General features: G+C 71.1%; 19 protein-coding genes and 2 tRNA genes. 12 read left to right on the top strand and 9 right to left on the bottom strand.

Annotated features, from left to right (window positions below; genetic code table 11):
- Nucleotides 1-3,114: 3,114 nt before the first annotated feature.
- The 8 genes from JOF36_RS02685 to rpmH form a co-directional block, all read right to left on the bottom strand.
- Nucleotides 3,115-4,080, bottom strand: a complete 966-nt coding sequence (locus tag JOF36_RS02685) for a ParB/RepB/Spo0J family partition protein (RefSeq protein ID WP_210024847.1) — start codon at nucleotides 4,078-4,080, stop codon at nucleotides 3,115-3,117.
- 22 nt (nucleotides 4,081-4,102) lie between these two features.
- Nucleotides 4,103-4,996: a ParA family protein gene (locus JOF36_RS02680; protein WP_307862182.1), complete on the bottom strand. Its 894-nt coding sequence runs from the start codon at nucleotides 4,994-4,996 to the stop codon at nucleotides 4,103-4,105.
- Nucleotides 4,997-5,067: 71 nt separating this feature from the next.
- Complete coding sequence (gene rsmG / locus JOF36_RS02675; RefSeq protein ID WP_372447358.1) at nucleotides 5,068-5,778, bottom strand: 16S rRNA (guanine(527)-N(7))-methyltransferase RsmG; 711 nt, start codon at nucleotides 5,776-5,778, stop codon at nucleotides 5,068-5,070.
- Nucleotides 5,775-6,305 carry a Jag family protein gene (locus tag JOF36_RS02670; RefSeq protein ID WP_210024846.1) on the bottom strand — a complete coding sequence of 177 codons (531 nt, stop codon included), beginning with the start codon at nucleotides 6,303-6,305 and terminating at the stop codon, nucleotides 5,775-5,777. Before JOF36_RS02670 ends, rsmG begins: the two co-directional genes overlap by 4 nt.
- A gap of 95 nt (nucleotides 6,306-6,400) precedes the next feature.
- The gene (yidC, locus tag JOF36_RS02665; protein ID WP_210024845.1) at nucleotides 6,401-7,624 is read right to left on the bottom strand and encodes a membrane protein insertase YidC; all 1,224 of its coding nucleotides are present in this window, start codon (nucleotides 7,622-7,624) and stop codon (nucleotides 6,401-6,403) included.
- A 57-nt stretch (nucleotides 7,625-7,681) separates the two neighbouring features.
- Entirely contained in the window at nucleotides 7,682-8,002 is a 321-nt protein-coding gene (gene yidD, locus JOF36_RS02660) for a membrane protein insertion efficiency factor YidD (protein ID WP_307862181.1), read from the bottom strand.
- A 35-nt stretch (nucleotides 8,003-8,037) separates the two neighbouring features.
- Complete coding sequence (gene rnpA / locus JOF36_RS02655) at nucleotides 8,038-8,424, bottom strand: ribonuclease P protein component (RefSeq protein ID WP_210024843.1); 387 nt, start codon at nucleotides 8,422-8,424, stop codon at nucleotides 8,038-8,040.
- A 28-nt stretch (nucleotides 8,425-8,452) separates the two neighbouring features.
- Entirely contained in the window at nucleotides 8,453-8,590 is a 138-nt protein-coding gene (gene rpmH / locus JOF36_RS02650) for a 50S ribosomal protein L34 (protein WP_210024842.1), read from the bottom strand.
- A gap of 508 nt (nucleotides 8,591-9,098) precedes the next feature.
- Here rpmH and dnaA point away from each other — a divergent pair.
- From dnaA to JOF36_RS02595, 11 genes are all read left to right on the top strand, one after another.
- Complete coding sequence (gene dnaA, locus JOF36_RS02645; protein WP_210024841.1) at nucleotides 9,099-10,829, top strand: chromosomal replication initiator protein DnaA; 1,731 nt, start codon at nucleotides 9,099-9,101, stop codon at nucleotides 10,827-10,829.
- Between the two features lie 981 nt (nucleotides 10,830-11,810).
- A complete protein-coding gene (gene dnaN / locus JOF36_RS02640) occupies nucleotides 11,811-12,965 on the top strand; it encodes a DNA polymerase III subunit beta (protein ID WP_210024840.1) in 1,155 nt (384 codons plus the stop codon).
- 127 nt (nucleotides 12,966-13,092) lie between these two features.
- Nucleotides 13,093-14,043, top strand: a complete 951-nt coding sequence (gene gnd, locus JOF36_RS02635) for a phosphogluconate dehydrogenase (NAD(+)-dependent, decarboxylating) (protein ID WP_210024839.1) — start codon at nucleotides 13,093-13,095, stop codon at nucleotides 14,041-14,043.
- Nucleotides 14,044-14,050: 7 nt separating this feature from the next.
- Entirely contained in the window at nucleotides 14,051-15,244 is a 1,194-nt protein-coding gene (recF, locus tag JOF36_RS02630) for a DNA replication/repair protein RecF (protein ID WP_210024838.1), read from the top strand.
- Between the two features lie 66 nt (nucleotides 15,245-15,310).
- Nucleotides 15,311-16,021, top strand: coding sequence for a DciA family protein (locus JOF36_RS02625; protein WP_307862180.1), 711 nt, complete (start codon nucleotides 15,311-15,313; stop codon nucleotides 16,019-16,021).
- Nucleotides 16,022-16,405: 384 nt separating this feature from the next.
- Nucleotides 16,406-18,499, top strand: a complete 2,094-nt coding sequence (gene gyrB, locus JOF36_RS02620) for a DNA topoisomerase (ATP-hydrolyzing) subunit B (RefSeq protein ID WP_372447357.1) — start codon at nucleotides 16,406-16,408, stop codon at nucleotides 18,497-18,499.
- Nucleotides 18,500-18,548: 49 nt separating this feature from the next.
- Nucleotides 18,549-21,059 (top strand): DNA gyrase subunit A, encoded by a 2,511-nt coding sequence (gene gyrA / locus JOF36_RS02615; RefSeq protein ID WP_210024837.1) that lies wholly within the window; start codon nucleotides 18,549-18,551, stop codon nucleotides 21,057-21,059.
- A gap of 108 nt (nucleotides 21,060-21,167) precedes the next feature.
- Entirely contained in the window at nucleotides 21,168-21,923 is a 756-nt protein-coding gene (locus tag JOF36_RS40670) for a DUF3566 domain-containing protein (RefSeq protein WP_307862179.1), read from the top strand.
- A gap of 90 nt (nucleotides 21,924-22,013) precedes the next feature.
- Nucleotides 22,014-22,087 (top strand) — tRNA-Ile (locus JOF36_RS02605).
- A gap of 37 nt (nucleotides 22,088-22,124) precedes the next feature.
- Nucleotides 22,125-22,235, top strand: a complete 111-nt coding sequence (locus tag JOF36_RS02600; RefSeq protein ID WP_210024836.1) for a DLW-39 family protein — start codon at nucleotides 22,125-22,127, stop codon at nucleotides 22,233-22,235.
- A 35-nt stretch (nucleotides 22,236-22,270) separates the two neighbouring features.
- Nucleotides 22,271-22,346, top strand: a tRNA-Ala gene (locus JOF36_RS02595).
- Nucleotides 22,347-22,411: 65 nt separating this feature from the next.
- On the opposite strand, the gene JOF36_RS02590 is transcribed toward JOF36_RS02595, so the two are convergent.
- Nucleotides 22,412-22,930, bottom strand: a complete 519-nt coding sequence (locus JOF36_RS02590; RefSeq protein WP_307862178.1) for a tyrosine-type recombinase/integrase — start codon at nucleotides 22,928-22,930, stop codon at nucleotides 22,412-22,414.
- Nucleotides 22,931-23,581: 651 nt separating this feature from the next.
- Between JOF36_RS02590 and JOF36_RS02585 the strand changes: the two genes are divergently transcribed.
- Complete coding sequence (locus tag JOF36_RS02585; protein WP_245350631.1) at nucleotides 23,582-24,952, top strand: MFS transporter; 1,371 nt, start codon at nucleotides 23,582-23,584, stop codon at nucleotides 24,950-24,952.
- Nucleotides 24,953-25,000 lie beyond the last annotated feature (48 nt).

The raw sequence follows: 25,000 nt of genomic DNA, 5'->3' as shown, positions 1-25,000 counted from the left end.
AGATGGGCCGGCAGGCCGGCGTGCTCGACGCCGGGATCGAGGGCCCGCTGGCCGGGGTGAGGGGCACACCAGCGCAGTCCGATCATGCTCGGACACCCCTGGTGTGCCCCTCGTGCGGTCTCTGCGGTCCTCGGGGTCTTCGGGGTCCTCCGGCGTGAACCCGTCGGGCGGCAACCTGTTCCCCAGCATCGACCGCGGCGCGGGCCTGGGCGGTGGGATCGGCGACGCCCAGCACCCGGTGGTGGGGCGGCAGCCCGACTCGCCAATGATCGCCGACCGGCTGAGGACCGACATCGGCGACCTGGCGAACCGCACGGCGTCCGTCGAGCTCACCCCGGTGCAACTGGCAAACGGTGGTGGGGCCGTGGCCGTGGCTCGTGTTCCACGTGAAACAAGCACATCGACTCCGGCACGACGTGGTTCGGGACCGTCCAGCACCTCGGCAGCGCGAGGTCCGTACGGAGCCGAACGCACCTCGTCCCGGTCGGTGCCGGTCCGACGGCCGGGTCACCGCGCGCGGCCAGGAACGCGACCGCACCCACCAGCACCACCCCGGCGTCCCGGGAGCGCCCTCGCCACCGGCGACGCTCGACCCGACGGGCCGCAGACGCCGCCCAGGACGACCTCGCCCTGGTTCGTGCGGGACGGAGCCCGGCAGGCAGACATCGCCCCGCCGTGCGCCTACCGGCCCGGTACACCAGATCTGGCAGGCACCGTGCCGGCGAACACCGGAGTCCGCCGGCGCGCTCCGATTCCCCCGGGGGAGGCGCTGACGCTGGAGCACTGAGAACGACCGATCTGTGCGGTGTGCTCGATCTTCGCGACGACGGTGCCGCCAGGAGCGGGCGATACTCCTGCCTGGTGGTATCGATCGGCAGCCCGAGCACCACGAGCCGGTCGCCATGCACAGCGAAAGCCTCGGAGCGGTCGACCCGAGTGAGTACGACCGCTGCCGCGCGAAGGACCGAGCCGACGTGCGAGCCGAGCCCGAGCACGTCGACGACGGACCGGCCCGGTTCCGTGGACCGGTCCGATGCCGGTCCCGATCTCGTGCCCGGCGCGATCGATGCGGTGTTGTCTCCGTCGCGTGGGTGCGGCTGTGGCGGGGAGGGCGACTGTGGCAAGGAAGGCGACCGTGACCGTGATGGCGGCCGTGACTGTCAACCACTGGCCTGCCCCGCCGGTGACCTCGCCGGCCCGGTGACGTGTCGGCGACGGTGGCGGCGCCGAGCGCGTCGCACAGCAGCACCGCGAACTCACGGGCGCCCGTCGCGCCGTCCCCTCTGCGGGCGCCCGTCGCTGTGCCGGTGTCGCCCCTTCACGACGTTCCTCTGGCCGAGCACTACGGCGCGGAGTACCGATGTCGACCACGAGAGTGCGGGGGAGGCGCGCGTGCCGAAGGAGGCTCGCCACCTCCCGGCGCGGTTCCACGTGAAACACGACGCGCGCCCCGGACCCATCCCGTTCCACGTGAAACACGATGCGGTTCCGGGCCCGCACGGTTCCACGTGAAACACGACGCGACCCCGGCCGGTACGGCTACATCCGACGCTCACGCGGTTCATCGGACGTTCGGACCGTGTACGTGTCGGGCGACTCGGCGTCGGCGACCAGCGGCCCGAACGTCACCTGCCGCACGACCGACTCCCGAGACCGGCCCCGTTCACGTGGGCACGACGGCCTCTTCAACCGACCCCTGGGGCGGAATCTCCAACGGGAGCTGCCCGGTCGAAGCGCCCGCAGAACGAGCGGACGTTCCGCGGAACGCGATTGCCGGTGCGGCGACACCACGTCGATACGACGGGGACCCGCCACGGATTCCTGCCTCACCTACGCGTCACGAGACGCACCCGAGGCGGTCGGCCGCGTTCCGCGGAACGTACGCACCGCACCCTGACCCCCACCGCACACCTCGGCGATCGCACCCCTACGCACGACCGACCCGCGTTCCGCGGAACGCACTCAGATCCCGGGCCGGCTGGCGTTCCGCGAAACGCACTCAAGACCCCGGGCCAGTTCGCGTTCCGCGGAACGCACACCGGCGCCTGCCGACACGAGTACCGCAGGGGCCCACCATCCTCGACCCGCATTCCGGGGTACGAGCCCCAAGACGGCCGGACGACCGCGTTCCGCGGAACGCACACCGAGCCTCGACCGATCCGCCCCACCGCGACGACCTACCCAGACTCCTGACCGACCTGCGTTCCGCGGAACGCGCACCCGAGCCCCCAGGCGACGTTCGTCGGTTGTGCACGCGGCCTCCTGTCCACCGCCGCGACCCACCGAACGCGCACCGATCCTCCGACGACCCCCCCCCGACCCGCCGGACGTGCAACCTGGATTCCCCATCACCCCCCGCGACTCACCGGACGCGCATCCGAGCTTCCGACCAACTCCGCGCCCGTCGACCGAGCGGCCTCCAGCGCCGCGACCGCCTCTCGGACCACAGGCCGACCGACGGGGGCGTTGCTTTGCTTCGCCGACGCAACCACGGTCCGGTCGTCGGTACAGCGATGTCCCGACCCACACCGCCCGTCGCGCGGCCGACCCGAGGCGCGGTCGGCCCGAGGCAGCGCGGCCCGACGCAGGGCGGCCCGACGCAGGGCGGCCCGACGCGCGACCGGGACATGGGGGACCGGCAGCTCTGTCCCGACGTTCGCGTTACCGATGACCTCGCCGCCGGAAGCAACGTGGCGTCACGGTGGCGTCGGTAGCCGTCACGAGCCCGCGGCTCGGGCCTGATCTGAGGCAGGGCGCCGGCCATCCCCTCGAAGCCGTCCCTGTGCGTGGCGCCGGACCCTGTTCGCGCGTCGGTGAAGCTTCCGGCCGCTCGCAGAAGCCCATTGTTTCACTCTGCAATAGATTTAGCCGACCCACGGAACCCTGCACAGCGCAATCCCTCGGAAATAGCCCTCATTCGACCGGAGAGCGCCACAAAGCCCGTCGCGGCCGGATGACCCGGGAGTCAGTGATCAAAGCCGTCAGCGGACGAACAAGAGCGCCCTGAGATCGCCGCTCCCGACGGGATCATCTCGCCGGGATCGAGGGACGTCGCACCCGAAGCCGGTCCGCACGCGCAGACATCGGCGGGGGAGGGGAGTTGTGGCCACGCGCTCAGCCCTGCTCGCGGAGGCCCATCATCCCGGTGATCCGGTCCAGATCCTCGACCGAACCGAACTCGACGACGATCCGGCCCTTCCGCTGTCCCATCTCCACCTTCACCCGGGTGTCGAAGGTGTCGGAGAGCCGGTCGGCCATCTCGGTGAACTCCGGCCGCGGCTCGGCCCGCCGGCGGGCGCGACGCTCACCGGGCGGCCCGTCCTGGCGGGCGAGGACGACCGCCTCCTCGGTGGCACGCACCGACATGCCCTCCGCGATGATGCGGGTGGCGAGGTCCTCCTGCTGCCCGGCGTCCTCCAGGCCGAGCAGTGCCCGGGCATGCCCGGCGGAGAGGACGCCCGCGGCGACGCGCCGCTGGACGGTCACCGGCAGCTTCAACAGCCGGATCATGTTCGTGACGACGGGACGGCTCCGCCCCAGACGATCGGCGAGCTCGGAGTGCGTCACGCCGAACTCGGCGAGCAGCTGCTCGTAGGCGGCCGCCTCCTCCAGCGGGTTGAGCTGAACCCGGTGGATGTTCTCCAGCAGCGCGTCGCGGAGCATGACGTCGTCCGCGGTGTGCCGGACGATCGCCGGCAGTGTCTCCAGACCGGCCCGCTGGGCGGCGCGCCACCGGCGCTCGCCCATGATCAGCTCGTAGCTGTGGCCGGCCCGCCGGACGACGATCGGCTGCAGCAGCCCGAACTCGCGGATCGAGTGCTCGAGCTCGCCGAGCTGCTCGTCGTCGAACTGACTCCGCGGCTGCTTCGGGTTGGGGACGATCCGGTCCAGCGGGATCTCGCGGTACTCGGCACCGCCGTCGACCACGGAGGTGTCGGACTCGGCGTCGTCACGTTGTACCGCCGGAGCCGGTCGGTGCAACGGGGCACCGGGACCCGTGGGCTGCGAGCCGGTCTCGGCCGGACCGGTGGGGATCAGCGCGGCCAGGCCACGGCCGAGGCCGCCCTTGCGCTCTACCATCAGAGGACCTCTGCCATGTGTGTCAACGACCGTTCGGACGGTATGCACCGGTGGCGCCGTGCTCGGCGATCTCCCGGGCCGCGTCGACGTAGCTCGTCGCGCCGCGCGAGCCGGGGTCGTAGGCGAGCACCGTCTGGCTGTAGCCGGGCGCCTCGGAGACCTTCACGCTGCGCGGGATGACGGTCCGCAGCGCCGTCGGGCCGAAGTGCTGACGCACCTCGGAGGTGACCTGGTCGGCCAGCTTGGTCCGGCCGTCGTACATGGTCAACAGGATCGTCGACACGTGCAGCGACGTGTTCAGGTGCGACCGGACCAGGTCGATGTTGGACAGCAGCTGCCCCAGACCCTCCAGCGCGTAGTACTCGCACTGGATCGGGATCAGCACCTCGGACGCCGCCACCAGGGCGTTCACCGTGAGCAGTCCGAGCGAGGGCGGGCAGTCGATCAGGACGTAGTCGATGTCCAGCTCGGCCAGCGCCTCGTCGTGCAGCGCCTGGGCGAGCCGCGACTCGCGAGCCACCATGCTCACCAGCTCGATCTCCGCGCCCGCGAGGTCGATCGTGGCCGGAAGGCAGAGCAGATTGGGCGACGCCGAGCTGGCGACGACCGCCTCACGGAGCGCGATCTCGCCGAGCATGACCTCGTACACCGACGGCGTCCCGGTCCGGTGTTCGACACCGAGCGCGGTGCTGGCGTTGCCCTGCGGGTCGAGGTCGACGACGAGCACCCGGATCCCGTGCATCGCGAGCGCCGCCGCCAGGTTGACGGTGCTGGTGGTCTTCCCGACGCCACCCTTCTGGTTGGCGACGCCCATGACACGTCGTTCGGCCGGCCGCGGCATGCCGTGGTCGTCGGGGTGCAGGACGCGGGCGGCCCTCTCGGCCTCGTCTGCGATGGGGGTCCAACCGAGACTCACGCGCGGCCCTCTCTCCCTCGAATCCCGTGCCGACGTTTCACGTGGAACAGCCGAGGACGGTGTCCAGCTCATCATCGCCGTTCCTTCCTGCGCTTGGGGCGGGGCGCGCCGATGCGTGGAATCTCGACCACCGTGGTCAGGGGATCGACGACGCCTGCACCGACCTCGTGGATCCTGGCGGTGCCGCCACCCAGTGCCCGGACCGCGGTCGCATCGCGCGCGATCTCGTCCGGGGCGGAGGCCCCCTTGAGCACCAGCATCGCACCACCCGGCCGCAGCAGAGGCAGGCAGAGGCCCGCCAGCCGGGCGAGCGGCCCGACGGCCCGCGCGGTGACCACGTCGGCGCCCTCCCATCGTCGCAGAACCGCGGGCTCCTCGGCGCGCCCCCGCTCGACGGCGATGTCGAGTCCCAGGTCGGAGATCACCTCGTCCAGCCAGTCCACCCGCCGGGCCAACGGCTCGATCAACACGATCCGCAGGTCCGGGCGGGCCAGCGCCAACGGTATCCCGGGCAGGCCCGCTCCGGAGCCGACGTCGACGACCTTCGCGGCGGGCGGTACCAGCTCGGCGAGCACCGCGGAGTTGAGGACGTGCCGGTCCCACAGACGCTCGTGCTCCCGCGGCCCGATCAGCCCGCGCTCGATCCCGGAGGTCGCCAGGTGCTCGACATAGCGGGCGGCCAGGCCGACCCGTTCACCGAACACCGTCGCGGCGACCTCCGGAGGCGGGTCCCCCCGCCGGGCGTCCGTGCCCGCGGCGTCCGCGGTCCCCTCGGCACTCACTTCTTGTGCACGACGACCTGGCGGCGCGGCTCCTCACCCTCGCTCTCGCTGGTGACGCCCTTCACCGTCGCGACGGCATCGTGGACGACCTTGCGCTCGAACGGGGTCATCGGACGGAGCCGGACGGACTCGCCGGACGACTTGACCTCGTTGGCCGTGTCCAGGCCGATCTCGGTCAGCTCGTCCCGGCGCTGCTGGCGCCAACCGGCGACGTCCAGCATCAGCCGGCTGCGACTCCCGAGCTGCTGCTGGACGGTGAGCCGGGCGAGCTCCTGCAGACTCTCCAGGACCGCGCCCTTCTCACCCACCAGCTTCTGCAGGTCGGCGTCGCCTTCGGCGCCCTCGATACTGACGATGGCGCGACCGCCCTCGACGTCGAGGTCGATGTCGCCGTCGTAGTCCAGGATGTCGAGCAGGCGCTCCAGGTAGTCGCCGGCGACGTCGCCCTCCTGGATCAGCAGGTCCTCACCGGACGCCTTGTCCTGCACCTCTGCACCATCGGCAGGGTCCTTCGCTGTGGTGGGCACGTGCTCTCCTCTCGCTTGCGGTACGCGGGTTCGCAGCGCCGGGCCCGCGCGGCGGTCGGGGGGCCGCCGGGGCCGTCGTGGCGCGCGGGTCGAGATCAGCGGCGCTTGCCGCGCTTGGACTTGGCTCCCTGGCGGTGCTGCACCGGCTTGGCACCCGGCTTCTTCGCACCGTTCTTGGCGGAGCTGCCCTTCGTCGAACCGTTCTGGGCCGAACCGTTGGCCTTCGAGCCGTTCGGCTTCGAGCCGTTCTTGGACGAACCGTTCTCGGTCGAACCGTTCTGGGTCGAACCGTTCTGGGTCGAACCGTCCGCGCTCACGCCGTTGGCGGTGCTCGTGCCGGGGGAGCCGGTGGTCTCGGCCGACGCCCCGTCGGTGCCCGTCGCGGCCTCGTCGTCGTCCAGCGGCTCGTCGGCGATGTCGCGGACGTCCTTCGTGGAACCCTTGCCGTCCTTGCGGACCGGCTTCTGGCCGGGGCGCGGTGCGAGGGCCTTGGCCGACTCGACGGCCTTCTCCTCCTTCTCCGCCTCCTCGGCGTCGATCCGCTTGTAGACGACCCACTGCTGGCCGAGGGTCCACAGGTTGTTCGCGACCCAGTAGAAGAGGACCGCCAGCGGCAGGAACGGCGCACCGACCACGACACCGATCGGGAACACGTAGAGCATCAGCTTCTGCATGATCTCGGCCTGCGGGTTCGCCGCGACGGTGCCGGCCGCGATCTGGGCCTGCTGGCGAGCCACCGAGTGCCGCGCGGTGATGTGCGTGAAGACACCGGCCATGATCATCAGCGGGATCATCACGATCCACTGGGAGACCAGGTTCCCGCCGACCTCCGCGACCGACGACGTGTTCTGCAGCGGCCAGATCGCAGCGCCGAGCTTGGAGCCGAAGAAGCTGGACTCGACGAACGAGGCGTTCTCGGCGGCGTCGAAGAAGTAGTTCTCGGTCTTGCCGGGCTTGAACTCGCGCAACACGTGGAACAGGCCGATGAAGACCGGGATCTGCACCAGGATCGGCAGGCAGCCCATGATCGGGTTGGCGCCGTTCTGCTGCTGGAGCTTCTGCATCTCCGTGGCGAGCTTCTGCCGGTCGTTGGCGTACTTCTTCCGGAGCTTCTGCATCTCCGGCGCCATCTCCTGCATCTTGCGCATGGAGCGGACCTGGCTGACGAACGGCTTGTAGAGGATCAGCCGCAGGGTGAAGACCAGGAAGACCACCGACAGTGCCCAGGCGATACCGCTGTCCTCGCCCAGCACGAAGCCGAACACCTTGTGCCAGACCCACATGATGAAGCTGACGGGGTAGTAGATGAAGTCCAGCACGGGTGTGTTGCTCCTCGGGGTCTCGGGTCGGTCCGCTGTCCGGCGGTCCGCGCCGCTCTAGAGGCCTTCGGTTCGGGACGGGTCGGTGGACGTCGGCTCCGGGCCCGTTCCGGTGGGCTCGGAGCCGCGACGTCTCGGTCTGCGCCGCGGCGGTACCGGATCCCATCCGCCAGGGTGCCACGGTGCGCAGCGCAGGAGCCGCCACGCGGTGAGGCCGAGGCCACGGATCGCGCCGTGGACGGTGAGGGCCTCGACGGCGTAGGCACTGCAGCTCGGCGCGAAGCGGCAGCTCGGCATCAGGTTCGGGGAGATCCAGACCTGGTACCAGCGGACGGCGGCCACCGCGGCCCGGGCACCGAGTGTGGGTTTCTCGCTCACCGGGTCCTCCTCGACGACGGGCGTCCTCGGGCGGCTCATCGCGGGCCGTCCTGCGCGGGTCTCGGCCGACGGGGGCGGCGGGCCGCCCGCAGCGCCGAGTCCAGGTCCGCACCGAGCTCGGCGGACGAGGCGTCACCCGCCGGGGACAGCGCCCGGACGACCAGGGCGGCTCCGGGCGGGAGTGTGTCCAGCCGTCCGGCCACCAGATGCCGCAGGCGCCGGCTGACACGGTGCCGGACGACCGCGTTGCCGACTGCCTTGCTCACGACGAAACCCGCCCTCGGCGAGGCGTGCTCAGGCACACCGCCGGGGCGGGTCAGGTCGAGATGCACCACCAGCCGCGACCGGCCGGCGCGGCGTCCACGCCGGATCGTCGAGGCGAACTCGGGCCGGCGGGTGAGCCGGGCGTGTGCCGGCAGCACGGCGCGGGCCGATTGGGGCGCCGGCCGGTCAGGCCGAGACGGCGTTGCGCCCCTTGCGGCGGCGCGCGGCGAGGATCGCGCGGCCGGCGCGGGTGCGCATGCGCAGCCGGAAGCCGTGCACCTTGGCCCGGCGGCGGTTGTTCGGCTGGAAAGTACGCTTGCTCACGGTGGGCACTCCTGGTCGGCTGCTCGCAGGCGCCCTGCGACGCCGAGGTCTCTACTTCACTGGCACGGGTTCGTGGGTCACCGGCCGCCGCACCGGCTCCCACGTGCGAGCGCCGAAGCCGTGACGGACGGGCGCGACACGCCCCTCCCGACCAGTGTCCGGTGGTCAAGGGTACGCAGCGCGTTTTCAGGGGGTCAAACCGCCCCCGGCTCGTCCCGTCTCCCCGCCGGACGGCCGTCTCGGGGAAGGCTGCTAGCGTCGCCGATCCCGCCTCTCACCGGCGGGTCGTGACGACCGTCCGCACCAGGACCGAGATTCCCGCACACGAGACCACCCGGAGCCCCACTGAGGCCCGGGTGGGGACTGCTGCGTACCTTTACGCACAAGTGTGGACAACTCTGGGGATACTTCGACTCCTGGTAGTAGCGGACGCGTCCGTCCGGAGAACGGTGGCGTGCTCCGGAAGGAGCAGCCGCGTACGGCGGCCGAACAGTAGGGGGAACCAGCGATGACCGACCAGCCGGGCGATCTCGGCGCGGTCTGGAACCGGGTCATCGCCGACCTGTCGGGCTCCTCGGCGGAGTCGGGCACTCCCGCCCTGTCCCCCCAGCAACGCGCGTTCCTCCGCCTCACCCGCCCGCTCGGCCTGCTCGACGGCACCGCGCTACTGGCGGCTCCGAGCGAGTTCGCCAAGGACGCCATCGAGCGCATCCTGCGCCGGCCGATCAGCGACGCGCTGGGCCGCCACCTCGGTGTCGCGGTCAACCTCGCCGTCGTCGTCGACGCCTCGGCCGCCTCCGGCGGGACCGAGGTGCCCGACCCGCCCGGGTACGGCCTGCCACGCACGGCCTCCGCCGGGGACAGCGCCCGGGACACCGGCAACGCCCGCGACACCGACCGCCCGGCCGGCGGCTCCGTGGCGGTCGAGGGATCCGGTGCTGCCGCGGACGTCGCCCCCCGCGCGGACGGCGGGCGATCGGGAGCGGGGCCCGCGGACGCCACCCCGCACGACGAGGCCCCCGACGACGCACCGGCGCGCGGCGAGCGGGACCGTGCCTACCCGGCCGACCCGGCGCCGTCGTCGACCGGGGGCTGGGCACCCGCGCCGTCCGCGTCGGCGGAGCCCCCGTCCCGGGACAACGGCGGTACCGCCTGGCCTGCCTACACCGCGCCGCAGGCCGGTGACCCGGTCGCGCCGCGCTCGCAGACCCGCCTCAACGAGCGCTACACGTTCGACACCTTCGTCATCGGTGCCTCGAACCGGTTCAGCCACGCCGCCGCGGTCGCCGTCTCCGAGGCGCCGGCGCGGGCGTACAACCCGCTGTTCATCTGGGGCGAGTCCGGGCTGGGCAAGACCCACCTGCTGCACGCGGTCGGGCACTACGCCCAGCGGCTGTTCCCCGGTATGCGGGTGCGCTACGTCAGCACCGAGGAGTTCACGAACGACTTCATCAACTCGCTGCGCGACGACCGCAAGGTCGCCTTCCAGCGGCGCTACCGCGACGTCGACGTGCTGCTGGTCGACGACATCCAGTTCCTGGAGGGGAAGGAGGGGACGCAGGAGGAGTTCTTCCACACCTTCAACACCCTCCACAACGCGAACAAGCAGATCGTCGTCTCCTCCGACCGGCCGCCCAAGCGCCTCGAGACGCTCGAGGACCGGATGCGCACCCGGTTCGAGTGGGGACTGATCACCGACATCCAGCCGCCCGAGCTGGAGACCCGGATCGCGATCCTCCGGAAGAAGGCCGCGCAGGACCGGCTCGCCGTCCCCGGTGAGGTCCTGGAGTTCATCGCGGAGCGGATCGAACGCAACATCCGCGAGCTCGAGGGCGCGCTGATCCGGGTCACGGCGTTCGCGTCGCTGAACCGGCAGGCGGTCGACACCCAGCTCGCCGAGATCGTGCTGCGCGACCTCATCCCCGACTCGGCGGCCTCGGAGATCACCGCGCCGACGATCATGGCGGTCACCGCCGAGTTCTTCGGCGTCACCCTCGACGAGCTCTCGGGCCCCGGCAAGACCAAGGCGCTCGCCCAGGCCCGGCAGATCGCGATGTACCTGTGCCGCGAGCTGACCGACCTGTCGCTGCCCCGGATCGGTCAGACGTTCGGCGGGCGGGACCACACGACGGTCATGCACGCCGACAAGAAGATCCGCAACGAGATCTCGCTCCGGCGGAAGACCTTCGAGCAGGTGCAGGAGCTGACCGCGCGGATCAAGCTGCGCGCCCGGCACTGATCCACCGCTCCGTCGTCGTTCTCCACAGCCCGGGCGGCCCCGCAGACCCGTGATCCGCCCGGTCACGGCTCGCACCGGTACCGATTCCGACGCACCCACACGGTCAACCGCGCCCAGATCCGCGTTCCCGCGCGTTCCGGACCGGGCCGGGGTGATCGGTACCGCCGTCGGCGGGCCGGCGCAGCGACGGTCCCGGGCCGGGCGGCGGCACCGGCGATACCGATCGGGTCCGGCGTGGCGCCGCCTGCGTGTCGTTCCCGACGCGCCCGTTCGGCGTCCGGTATCGGGCGTTCGGCGCTTCGTCACCCGGCGGGGTGGTCCTCTCCGGCCGCCGACTCGTCACCCTGCGTCGACCAGATGGTGACGGATGAGGCGTATGTGGGTTCTTCCCGGTACGACGGCGCGCGAGTCGCGGAGCGACCTCCCTCACCCTGCGTCCACGATCCACCACTTTTCCACCCACATCTGGGGACAACTCTGTGGATGGATCGCGCTGGGCCGGTGGACGGAGGACCCCGAATCTGGGGACAACCCTGTGGTGAACTCGGGATGAACGGGGGACGGATGGGGGTGGACGTCAGCTGTCCACCGGAGCCGGGACCTGTCAACCGACGCCCCCACCGCCCCATCCCCAGTCGACGCGGCCTGCTGACCAGCGAGGACGCCGTCCATCCACACTGTGCACAGCACTTACTACTACTACGGGTTTTCCCTCTCTCTCTTTCCTTCTTGAGAACAAGCGTGTGGAGGGGACACGGACGAGCCCACGATCCGGGCACGCCGTGTCGCCGGACCGGACCGCCGACCGCCCGGGGTGGGCGTGGAAACTGTCGGGGCGAGGCTCTACCGTGAGCGTCCCGGCGAACCCCGGGTTCCGATCCCGCCACCGTCGGGGGGAGGAGTCCGGTCCGCCCAGCACCGCCGTCCCGTCACGTCCCGGCCTTACGGCCGTGGTCGAGGCGCTACCGGGGAAGGTTCTTGATGAAGTTCCGGGTCGAACGCGACGTCCTCGCGGACGCGGCTGCCTGGGTGGCGCGCAGCCTCCCGGCCCGCCCGCCGGTGCCCGTCCTCGGCGGGGTGTTGATCCAGTCCGACGGCGATGCCGGCGAGAAGCTCACCGTCTCCGGTTTCGACTACGAGACCTCGGCCCGCGTCGAGCTCGACGCGACCGTCGGCGAACCCGGCCGGGCGCTCGTCTCGGGCCGGTTGCTCGCCGACATCACCCGGGCGCTGCCGTCGAAGCCGGTCGACCTGGTGGTCGACGGTTCCCGAGCGACGATCAACTGCGGCAACAGCAAGTTCAGCCTGCCGATCATGCCGGTGGAGGACTACCCGCAGCTGCCCGAGATGCCGCAACGGGCCGGCTCGGTCGCGGCCGACGCGCTCGCCGCCGCCGTCGCACAGGTGGCCGTCGCCTCCGGCCGGGACGACACGCTGCCGATGCTGACCGGTGTCCGGCTGGAGATCGAGGGATCCCAGCTGACCCTCGCCGCGACCGACCGGTTCCGGCTGGCGGTCCGCGAGCTCGAGTGGTCCCCGGAGGACACCTCGATCTCGACCGCGGTGCTCATCCCGGCGAAGACTCTCGCCGAGGTGGCCAAGACCCTCGCCGGCTCCGGCACCGTCGAGATCGCGCTGTCCGCGGGCGACGGCATGCTCGGCCTGACCGGGGGCGGTCGCCGCTCGACCAGCCGACTGCTCGACGCCGAGTTCCCGCGGTTCCGTCAGCTGATCCCGTCCGAGCACACGACCGCCGCCGAGCTGGACGTCGCGATGCTGGTCGAGGCGATCAAGCGCGTGTCGCTGGTCGCGGACCGGGTCGCCCAGATCCGGATGGAGTTCGGCGAGGACGGTCTGCGCCTGGCAGCGGGCGGCGACGACGTCGGGTCGGCCGAGGAGGAGCTGCCCTGCGCGCTGGACGGCAACCCGCTGACGATCGCGTTCAACCCGGGCTACCTGCTCGACGCGCTCGGCGCACTGCACACCGACCGGACCCAGCTGACCTTCACCACGCCGAACCGGCCCGCGCTGGTCCGGCCCGTACCCAAGCCCGCCACCGACGACGCCGGGGAGGCCCCGTCCCCGGAGCAGGCCGGCTACCTGCACCTGCTGATGCCGGTCCGGCTGCCCGGCTGAGGCGACCCGGCCCCGCCGGGCGGGTCCGGTGCCGGAGGGGAAGACTCGTCCCCGGCGTGATCGACGAGGGCCGCCGTGTCCCGCGGAGCGCGGGGCCTGCGGCGCGTGACACAAAGGGGGCATCCGAGTGCAGGTCGGTCTGATCGGTCTGGGTCGCATGGGCGGCAACATGCGGGAGCGGCTGCGTGCCGCCGGGCACGAGGTGGTCGGTTACGACCCCCGGCCCGACGTCAGCGATGTCGCGTCGCTGGATGAGCTCGCCGCGGCGCTCGACGCGCCGCGTTCGGTGTGGGTGATGGTGCCGTCCGGCGAGCCGACCCGGAACACGATCGCCACCCTGGCCACCACGCTCTCCGCCGGCGACCTGGTGATCGAGGGCGGCAACTCCCGCTACACCGACGACCGGCCCAACGCCGCGCTGCTCGACGCACACGGGATCGGCTACGTCGACTGCGGTGTCTCCGGCGGGATCTGGGGCCGCGACAACGGCTACGGACTCATGGCGGGTGGCGAGCCCGAGCACATCGAGCACGCCATGCCGATCTTCGACGCGCTCCGGCCGGAGGGGCTGCGCGAGGAGGGCTTCGCGCATGCCGGCCCGGTCGGGGCAGGCCACTTCGCGAAGATGGTCCACAACGGCATCGAGTACGGCCTGATGCAGGCCTACGCCGAGGGCTTCGAACTCATGCAGGCCAGTGAGCTGATCACGGACGTGCCCGGTGTGGTCCAGGCCTGGTCGCGCGGCACCGTCGTCCGGTCCTGGCTGCTCGACCTGCTGGTCGACGCCTTGAAGCAGGACCCGGAGCTCGCGGATCTCGAGGGGTGGGTCGACGACTCCGGCGAGGGCCGCTGGACGATCGAGGAGGCCATCGCACACGCCGTGCCGCTCCCGGTGATCTCCGCGGCGCTGTTCGCTCGGTTCTCCTCCCGGCAGGACCAGTCCCCGGCGATGAAGGCGGTCGCCGCGCTGCGCCAGCAGTTCGGCGGGCACGCGGTGAAGAGTTCCGGGCCGTCCGGTGTCCCCGGTGACAAGGCAGGGCCCACGTCGGGCAGCGGATCGACCGGGGCGGGAGGCTGACCACGCGGTGTACCTCAGGCGGTTCTCGGTCACCGACTTCCGGTCCTGGCCGGAGGCCGAGCTGGAGCTCGAGCCCGGCGTCACCGTGCTGGTCGGGGCTAACGGCGTCGGCAAGACCAACCTGGTCGAGGGGATCGGTTACCTCGCCAGTCTCGGCTCGCACCGGGTCTCCTCGGACGTGCCGCTGATCCGGCGAGGAGCGGAGCAGGCCCTGCTCCGCGGCGAGGTGCACCACCACGGCCGGAAGCTCGGCGTCGAACTGGAGATCAACTCGGGGAAGCAGAACCGGGCGCGGGTGAACCGGTCGCCGGTGTCGCGCCCACGGGACGTGCTGGGGATCCTGCGCAGCGTGCTGTTCGCCCCCGAGGACCTGGCCCTGGTGCGCGGCGACCCCTCGGAACGCCGCCGGTTCCTCGACGAGCTGCTCGTCGCCCGGTTCCCCCGGTACGCCGGGGTGCGCTCGGACTACGACAAGGTGCTCCGCCAGCGGTCCGCGTTGCTCAAGACGGCGAAGCCCGCGTTGCGAGGCCCGCGCGGCCGGTCCCGTCCGGCGCCGGCCGACCCGGACCTCCCGGACGACCTCGCGACCCTGGAGGTCTGGGACGGGCACCTCGCCCGCACCGGGGCGGCACTGCTCGCGGGGCGGCGCGAGCTCGTCGTCGCGCTCGCGCCGTACGCGCAGGACGCGTTCGCCCGGATCGCGCCCTCGTCCGACCCGATCGGCCTGGACTACCGCTCGAGCCTGGGGACGGACGGGGTGGCCGAGCTGCCGTCGTCGGCCGGTGACCTGGAGGCGCTGTTGCTGGAGCGGCTCGCCGAGGTCCGGAAGCAGGAGATCGAACGCGGGGTGTGTCTGGTCGGTCCGCACCGCGACGAGCTGGAGCTCGCGCTCGGCGAGGGCCCGGCGAAGGGGTACGCCAGCCACGGCGAGTCATGGGCGTTCGCCCTGGCGCTGCGGCTGGCCTCCTACCGGCTGCTGCACGCCGACGACGTCGAGCCGGTCCTCGTGCTCGACGACGTGTTCGCCGAGCTGGACTCGGACCGTCGGCGTGCGCTGGCCGAGCTGGTCTCCGGGGCCGAGCAGGTGTTGGTGACCGCCGCGGTCGGCGAGGACGTGCCGCCCGAGCTGGACGGGGTCCGGTTCGCGGTGGGGGACCAGAAGGTCGTCCGGCCCGGTGCCGCGCCGGTGGCGGAGCCGTGATGACGGTGGCACCGGAGCGGGCCGGAGCAGGTTTCGACGACGTCACGGCGATCTGGGGACAAGGCTGTGGATACTGTGGATAACTCGGGAACATCGGGGGACGGCCGTCGCCGCGGAACCGGTAACCGCCGGACAGGGGCCCGCCGCCCGGATCCGGACGGCGCCCGCCCTGGGGATGGAGACCCCGCGGGGGCCGGTCACGAACCGGTCACGGGCGGTGGAGTCCCGGGGGAGCAGGGCGATCTGCTCGCCGGCGAACGGGCCGGGCTGCGCGGCGCCGATCTCGCCCGGGACGCGTTGCGCGCCGCCCGCGAGGTGTCCGCCCGCAAGGCCGACGAGCGGGCCGAGGAGGCTCGTCCGACCCTGCGGGTGGTCTCCGGCAAGGGCCGGCGCCGGCGCTGGTCCGGTGCCGGGCCGGACCAGCGGGATCCGCAGCCGTTCGGCCGGGTGGTCTCCCGGGTGTCGATGGACCGCGGCTGGTCGTCGCGGCTGACCGACGCCACCGTCCTCGGCCGCTGGCCGCAGCTCGTCGGGCCCGATGTCGCCGACCACTGCACCCCGGTCTCGCTGCGCGACGGCGAACTGACCCTGCAGGCCGAGTCGACCGCCTGGGCCTCCCAGCTCCGCACCCTGCAGCGTCAGCTGCTGACCCGGCTGGCCGACGCCGTCGGGCCGGACGTCGTGCGCCGGATCCGGGTGGTCGGGCCCAGTGGCCCGAGCTGGCGGCACGGTCCGCGCCACGTCCGCGGGCGCGGACCCCGCGACACCTACGGCTGACCGGGTGAGCAGGTATCGCGTTCGCCCGGACGGACGTGGTCACGCGACGTCGGAAGCGCAACGAGCGCATCACGGCGCCGTACCGCTCCGGTAGCGCCCGGATCGGGTGTGAACCACTCTCCGCGGGCCGCGACGCTCTCGCTGCCGGTGAGCGCGAGATGACACGGCCGCCGCACCGTTCGGCCCCGCCCGGGCACATCCGATCTCGCGCCGGACGCCGTTCGCCCGTCTGTGACGGTTCTGGGCGGGTCCTGGCCACGTTTCTGTCGGCCCCGGCGGGTAGAATCGGAAGGGTGTTCCCGGGTGGCTCCCCTGACATGACCAGAGCGCCCGGTCCGGTGGAACCTGTTCCATGGTCGTCCGCGTCGCAGAGACGTGGTGCCCGTGGCCGGTTCACGTGGCGAGGAGAACCAGCTACTCGTGGCTCAGGACAAGGCAGCGAAGAACGCCTACGGCGCGTCGTCCATCACGGTCCTCAAGGGGCTTGAGGCGGTCCGCAAGCGGCCCGGCATGTACATCGGTTCCACCGGTGAACGGGGCCTGCACCACCTGATCTGGGAGGTGGTGGACAACTCGGTCGACGAGGCGATGGCCGGTCACGCCACGAAGGTCGTCGTGACCCTGCAGGCCGACGGCGGCGTCCGCGTGGAGGACGACGGTCGTGGCATCCCGGTCGAGATGCACCCGGTGGAGAAGAAGCCGACCATCGAGGTCGTCCTCACCAGCCTGCACGCCGGTGGCAAGTTCGACGACAAGTCCTACGCGGTCTCCGGCGGTCTGCACGGCGTCGGTGTCTCGGTCGTGAACGCGCTGTCGACGGCACTCGAGGTCGAGGTCCGGGTGAACGGCGTGATCTGGAAGCAGCGCTACGAGTACGCCAAGCCGGGCGAGCTGATCGAGGCCGGCACCACGAAGAAGTCCGACACCGGGACCACGATCACCTACTGGGCCGACCCGGCGATCTTCGAGAGCACCGCCTACACCCTGGAGACGATCCGTCGCCGGCTCCAGGAGCAGACGTTCCTGAACAAGGGGCTGACCATGGTCCTGCGCGACGAGCGCAGGCCGGAGCACCTGCTGGGCGTCCCGGCGTCCGACGCGGTCGACGAGGACGGCAACCCGCTCGAGCCCGCCCCCGCGGACGACACCGAGCCGGATGCCGAGGGCTACGTCGCGAAGCCGAAGGAGTACGTCTTCCACTACCCGAACGGGCTGGAGGACTTCGTCGCGCACCTGAACAAGTCGAAGGACCCGATCCACCGCAAGATCGTCGGCTACACCGGCGAGGGCCCCGGCCACCAGCTCGAGGTCGCGATGCAGTGGAACTCCGGCTACACCGAGTCGGTCTACACCTTCGCCAACACGATCAACACGCACGAGGGCGGGACCCACGAGGAGGGCTTCCGGCACGCCCTGACCGCGACGGTCAACCGGTACGCCCGCGACAAGAAGTTCATCAAGGAGAAGGACCCGGCGCTGTCCGGGGACGACATCCGCGAGGGGCTCGCCGCGATCGTGTCGGTGAAGATCTCCGAGCCGCAGTTCGAGGGCCAGACCAAGACCAAGCTGGGCAACACCGAGGTCAAGTCGTTCGTCCAGCGGGTGTCGAACGAGTGGCTGGCCGACTGGTTCGAGCGCAACCCGACCGAGGCCAAGACGATCGTCAACAAGGCGGTCTCCTCCGCTCAGGCCCGCATGGCCGCGCGTCGCGCCCGTGAGCTCGTCCGGCGCAAGAGCGCCGGGGACATCGGCGGCCTGCCCGGCAAGCTGTCGGACTGCCGGTCACGGGACCCGGAGAGCTGCGAGCTCTACATCGTGGAGGGCGACTCCGCCGGTGGCTCGGCGAAGGCCGGCCGCGACTCGATGCACCAGGCGATCCTGCCGATCCGCGGCAAGATCATCAACGTCGAGAAGGCGCGGATCGACCGGGTCCTCAAGAACACCGAGGTCCAGTCGATCATCACGGCGATGGGCACCGGCATCCACGACGACTTCGACCTGTCGAAGCTGCGCTACCACAAGCTGGTGCTGATGGCCGACGCCGACGTCGACGGCCAGCACATCCGGACGCTGCTGCTCACGCTGCTCTTCCGGTTCATGCGCCCGCTGATCGAGAACGGGCACGTCTTCCTGGCCCAGCCCCCGCTCTACAAGCTCAAGTGGGGCGGCCGCGGCGCCGTGCCGGAGTACGCGTACTCCGACCGGGAGCGGGACGGCCTGATCGAGGCCGGCCGCGCCGCGGGCAAGAAGCTCCCCAAGGACCAGGGCGTGCAGCGCTACAAGGGTCTCGGCGAGATGGACGCCAAGGAGCTGTGGGAGACCACGATGGACCCCGGCAACCGGCTTCTGCTGCAGGTGAGCCTGGACGACGCGGCCACCGCGGACGAGCTCTTCTCGGTGCTCATGGGCGAGGACGTCGAGTCCCGCCGGTCCTTCATCACCCGCAACGCCAAGGACGTGCGCTTCCTGGACGTCTGATCCGGACACCTGATCAAGACGTACGTATGAACTATCACGAGGAGACTTCGTGACGGACACGATCGATCCCGCCGTTCCCGCGGCCGGTGGCGGCGAGGGTGGTGGCCGGGTCGAACCGGTCGACATCCAGCAGGAGATGCAGCGCTCCTACATCGACTACGCGATGAGCGTGATCGTCGGGCGCGCCCTGCCGCTGGTGGAGGACGGGCTCAAGCCGGTCCACCGCCGCGTCCTCTACTCGATGGGGGAGAACGGCTTCCGGCCGGAGCGCTCCTTCGTCAAGTGCGCCCGCGTCGTCGGTGACGTGATGGGTAACTACCACCCGCACGGTGACTCGGCGATCTACGACGCCCTGGTGCGCCTGGCCCAGCCCTGGTCGATGCGCTACCCGCTCATCTCGGGGCAGGGCAACTTCGGCTCGCGCGGCAACGACCCGGCCGCCGCCATGAGGTACACCGAGTGCCGGTTGTCGCCGCTGGCCATGGCGATGCTGCAGGACATCGAGGAAGAGACGGTCGACTACCTCGACAACTACGACGGCAAGACCCAGGAGCCGGTCGTCCTGCCGTCCCGGGTGCCGAACCTGCTGATCAACGGCAGCTCCGGCATCGCGGTCGGGATGGCGACCAACATCCCGCCGCACAACCTGCGCGAGGTCGGTGCCGGCGTCACGTGGTACCTCGAGAACCCGGACGCGACCGACGACGAGCTCCTCGAGGCGCTCATGGAGCGCATCAAGGGCCCCGACTTCCCGACCCACGGGCTGATCGTCGGGCGGGACGGCATCGAGTCGGCGTACCGCACCGGGCGCGGCTCGATCCGGATGCGTGCCGTCGTCGAGGTCGAGGAGGACACGAAGGGCCGGACCACCCTGGTGGTCACCGAGCTGCCCTACATGGTCAACCCGGACAACCTCATCGAGTCGATCGCCGCCATGGTGCGCGACGGCAAGATCGCCGGGATCTCCGAGATCGTCGACGAGTCCTCGGACCGCATCGGCATGCGGCTCGTGGTCACGCTCAAGCGGGACGCGGTCGCGAAGGTCGTGCTGAACAACCTCTACAAGCACACGCAGCTGCAGCACAGCTTCGGCGCGAACATGCTGTCGATCGTCGACGGTGTGCCGCGCACGCTGCGGCTCGACCAGATGGTGCGGCACTACGTGCGGCACCAGATCGAGGTCATCGTCCGGCGGACCCGCTACCGGCTGCGCAAGGCGGAGGAGCGGGCCCACATCCTGCGTGGCCTGGTCAAGGCGCTCGACGCCCTCGACGAGGTCATCGCGCTGATCCGGGCGTCGGCGACCGTCGACGTCGCCCGGGCGGGCCTGATCGACCTGCTCCAGGTCGACGACATCCAGGCCCAGGCGATCCTGGACATGCAGCTGCGCAGGCTCGCCGCCCTGGAGCGCCAGAAGATCGTCGACGAGCTCGCGGAGATCGAGCTCGAGATCGCCGACTACGAGGACATCCTGGCGCGCCCCGAGCGGCAGCGGGTGATCGTCCGTGACGAGCTCGCCGAGATCATCGAGACCCACGGGGACGACCGGCGCACGCGCATCGTCGGCTACGACGGTGACGTCACCGACGAGGATCTCATCGCGGTCGAGGACGTCGTCGTGACGATCACCCGCACCGGCTACGCGAAGCGCACGAAGACCGACCTGTACCGGGCGCAGAAGCGCGGCGGCAAGGGCGTGCAGGGCGCGCAGCTGAAGCAGGACGACATCGTCAACCACTTCTTCGTCTGCTCCACGCACGACTGGATGCTGTTCTTCACCAACCGCGGGCGGGTCTACCGGCTCAAGGCCTACGAGCTGCCCGAGGCGAACCGGACGGCGCGCGGGCAGCACCTGGCGAACCTCCTGGCACTGCAGCCGGACGAGGAGATCGCCCAGGTCATGCAGATCAAGGACTACCAGGCGCGGCCGTATCTCGTCCTGGCGACGAAGAACGGCCTGGTGAAGAAGTCCCGGCTGACCGACTTCGACTCCAACCGCACCGGTGGCCTGATCGGCATCAACCTGCGCGACGACGACGAGCTGGTCGGCGCCGTGCTCTGCTCGGGCGACGACGACCTGCTGCTCGTCTCGGCCGAGGGGCAGTCGATCCGGTTCACCGCCACCGACGACGCGCTGCGGCCGATGGGCCGTGCGACCTCCGGCGTGCTGGGGATGCGGTTCAACGTCGGCGACAAGCTCCTCGCCCTCGGCGTGATCCGCCCGGACACCTACCTGCTCGTCGCGACGACCGGTGGCTACGCGAAGCGCACCCCGATCGAGGACTACCCGGTCCAGGGTCGTGGCGGGAAGGGAGTGTTGACGCTCCAGTACGACCGTCGCCGTGGCACGCTGGTCGGTGCACTCATCGTCGGGATCGACGACGAGCTGTACGCGATCACCTCCACCGGCGGGGTCATCCGGACCTCGGCCCGCGAGGTGCGGAAGGCCGGCCGGCAGACGAAGGGAGTCCGCCTGATGAACCTGGGCGAGAGCTCCACGCTGCTGGCGGTCGCCCGCAACGCGGAGGAGACCGAGGAGGACCCGGGCCAGCAGGCGTAGGTCGTCGCGGGCGGCCGGTCGAGGTGACCGGCCGCCCGTGGCACCTCCGTGGCACGGGTCGTCCGCAGCAGGACCTTCAGCGACGACCAGCGAGGAGAGCTCCAGCTCGTGAGCACCGACGACCGCACCCCGTCGCGGGACGAGGGCCGCACCGTCGCCACCGACGCGGACGAGGCCACCGACACGACACCCCCGCCGGCTGCATCGGATGTTCCGCCGAGCCCCACGCCGCGGGCGGTCGAACCCGCCGCGGAGGAGCCGGTGGCGGATCCGGCAGGCGCCTCGCCACCGCCGTGGCGCCGGGTACCGGACGCCCAGGACGGCGCGCACGACGCGGACCGACCGACCGTGGCGGACTCGCTGTTGAGCGAGGCACCGACCGCGTTCCTCACCGCGCCCGGCGCGGGTGCTGCCGCCGGCGGTGCCACAGCGACCGCGGTGCGCGAGCCGGAGCAGCGGGAGACCGGCGCCGAGACGCCACGGGCGGCGGTGCGCAACCGCCCGCCCCGGCAGGCGCTGCTCCAGCTCAAGCGTCTCGATCCGTGGTCGGTGCTGAAGATGGCGCTGGCCCTGTCGGTCGTGCTGTGGCTGGTGTGGATGGTCGCGGCCGGCGTGCTGTACGGCGTGCTCGGCGGGATGGGTGTGTGGGACCGGCTGAACGGCACCTACGCCGACCTCGTCACGGGCCAGCAGGCCACGGGCGGGACGCTCATCAGCGCCGGCCGCGTCTTCGGCCTCGCCGCCGTCGTCGGTGCGGTCAACAGCCTGCTGTTCGCCGTCGCCATGACGATCGTGGCCTTCGTCTACAACGTGGCCGCCGACCTGGTCGGCGGCGTGGAGGTCACGCTGTCAGAGCGTGACTAGGACCCTCGGGACCGCTCCGCACGGGGCCGGGCGTCGAGGACCCCCTCGTAACCTGCTCGACCCCGTGCGGTACCGTTCTCCATGTCGCAAGGGCCTATAGCTCAGTTGGTTAGAGCGCATCGCTGATAACGATGAGGTCGCTGGTTCAAATCCAGCTAGGCCCACACTCTCCCCTCCGAAGTCCCCCTGAGGAGACCGTCGATGAAGAAGCTGCTCGCCCTGGCCCTCGTGGCCGGCGCCGCGTACGTCGGCTGGTCCCGCTTGCGCGGTGTCGGCTCGGATGACCTCTGGCATGAGGCCACCACCCGCTGAACCGTCGGCCCGGGTACCGTGAGCGGGACCCACGCGGGGACGTAGCTCAATTGGCAGAGCACCGCCTTTGCAAGGCGGGGGTTAGGGGTTCGATTCCCCTCGTCTCCACCAGCGCAAACAGCCCCGGCCAGACACTGGACCGGGGCTTTCGTGCCACACACGTGCCACACGTTCGGTCAGCCGCTCTCTTCCTCTCCGCGTACATCGGCCGCCCTCCTGCTCATCTCAGCGGCGATGTCGCGGTCCCGCCGGTCCGTCGAGTGCTGGTAGCGCATCGCGGCACGGACCGTGCTGTGGCCCATCCGCCGCATGAGTTCCTTCGTCGTCGCCCCGGCCTCGGCCGCGAGCTGGTTCCCGGTGTGCCTCAGGTCGTGGAAGTGGAAGCCCTCCGGTAGGCCGACCTGCTTCACCGTCGCGTACCAGGTGGTCGCCCTGCGGAAGTTCGTGCGTCGCAGCACGCCGCCCCGCTCGCCGAGGAACACAAAGGCGTCCGGATCCGGGGCCGTGTAGCCGGCCAGGTGGGCACGGAGGTCGGGCACGATCAGCGTGGGCAGCGCGACGGACCGGACGCTGGCCTGCGACTTCGTGGTGCTGTGGTGGTCGAGCTTGCCGCCGTCCCGTTCGCTCAACGTGCCGCGGTACTCGACCAGCTCGCACGCGTCGACCTCGCACCCCCCGTGCACCTCGTACGGCACACCAGGGCCAGTACGTGGACTGCGACGGATGCTGTCGCTCCCGGGGCGTCGCTCGCCGAGCAAGAGCCGAGCCCATCGGACCTCGCCGCAGTGACGACGATGCTGCGCACGCTCTCCACTCAGGCCGGCCCACCGTCAGCCCCCAGCATCGTCCCGTGGCTCTACGCCTGCCTCACCACCCACCGGCCGACGATCAGCCACTACATCGAGGCCCCGATCCCCCCGGCTGTACGCCACGCGGCCATCGCGGTACTCGACCAGCTCGCCGACGGCGTACCGGACACGTTGTGCCACGCCGATCTCTCCCCACCCAACGTGCTCCACGGCCGCTCGCGGCTATGGCTCATCGACCCTCGCGGTTTCCTTCGAGGTCGCGGGAATTGGCGCTCCTGAGGGCCTCTGGGTGGCAGGTGTGCCGCTGCTAGGCTGAGCAGCATGTCAGCCGCGTCGTGCTCGGCCGCTTGCGCGGCAGTGACCAGGACGTCCCGCTAGCGGCGGGACGTTCAACTCACAGCACCACCCATCTGGAACGTCCAGCCGCTTCGTGATCAGTCTGGAGCGGCGCTTTGTGCTGCTCAGGAACTCTTCAGAGCGACGGAGCACTCGATGCTTTCAGGTACTTCTTCTTTCGGCGGGCAAAGCCCGTCTCCCATGCGCGCATGGCTCGTGCTGTGCGCGATGTCGATGCTGCAGTTCTTCATCGCGGTCGATGTGACCGTGGTCAACATCGCGCTGCCCTCGATCGGCGCGGATCTCGGCGTCGATGGCCACTCGCTGACCTGGGTAGTGGTCGGTTACACGATCACCGGCGGCGGGCTGCTGATGCTCGGCGGCCGCCTCGGTGACCTGCTGGGCCGCCGCCGCACGCTGCTGGTCGGCACCACTCTGTTCGGCGCAGCATCACTGCTGGCGGGGCTGGCCCCCTCGTTCGCAGTCCTGGTGGTCGCCCGCCTCGTCCAGGGGGCTGGCGAGGCCATCGCGCTGCCGGCCGCGATGGCCACCATCGTGCTGATGTTCCCCGAGGGACCACGCCGGTCGCGGGCCCTGAGCGTGTGGGCCGCGGTCGCCAGCTGTGGTCTGGTGCTCGGGTTCGCCCTCTCGGGAATCATCACCGCCCACCTGGGATGGCGGTGGATCTTCCTGATCTCGGTGCCGTTCATCCTGGTCGTGATCGTGGCTGCGCTCGTGCTCGTCGAGGCCGACCGTCCCGCTTCTCGTGGACAGGCCCGGCTGGACCTTCCGGGCGCGCTCCTGCTGACCGCGTGCCCGCTGCTGTTCACCTACGCCGCGGTCGAGGCCGGCGAACCCGGCACGAGCCCGTGGGTGAGTCTGGTGGCGCTGGCCGGCGCGGTGTTGGCCGCCGCCGGGTTCGTGCGGGTCGAATCGCGGTCTCCGAACCCGCTGGTGCCGCTGGCCTTCTTCGCCAACCGCGCCCGCGTGAGGGCGAACCTGACGACGATGCTGCTCAGCGGGGCGCTGTCGACATCGTTCCTGCTGTTCACGTTCTACCTGCAGGACCGTCTCGGGATCGGTCCGCTGGGAGCAGGGCTCACGATGCTGCCGTTGGCTGCCGCGCTGATCGCGGCCTCGGTTCTCGTGCCCCGGCTGCTGGGCAGGTGGGGAGCGCGCGCATGCGTGCTGGCAGGCCTCGCCTCTGCTGCGGGCGCGATGACGGTGATCGCGCTCGTGGCAGCTCTGGGTGCCGGAGCGGCGTGGCTGCTGCCTGCGATGCTGCTGATCGCCGCCGGGATGGGCTTTGGTCTGGTGGGGCTGCAGTACATCGCGGTCAGCGGAGCGACCGACGAGGACGCCGGGATCGCCTCCGGGGTCCAGCGAGCAGCCGACCAGCTCGGAGGGGCCAGCGGCGTCGCGATCTACGTGGGGATCGGGTTCGCCCCCGCCGTGCACGCTGGCGACCCGTTCCTGATCGCCGCGGTGCTCGCCATCGCCGGGCTGGTCGTCGGTGCCGTGGTCATCAGCCGTTCCTCGGTCACGACGGAACTGCAGCCGAAGGCCAAGTAAGAGGCCGCGCCGCCACGCACCGCCATCCGGCAGCAGTGTGGCGGCGCA

This window comes from Pseudonocardia parietis (assembly GCF_017876315.1).
GTDB classification, from domain to species: domain Bacteria; phylum Actinomycetota; class Actinomycetes; order Mycobacteriales; family Pseudonocardiaceae; genus Pseudonocardia; species Pseudonocardia parietis.
This window is presented reverse-complemented; position numbering and strand designations above follow the sequence as displayed.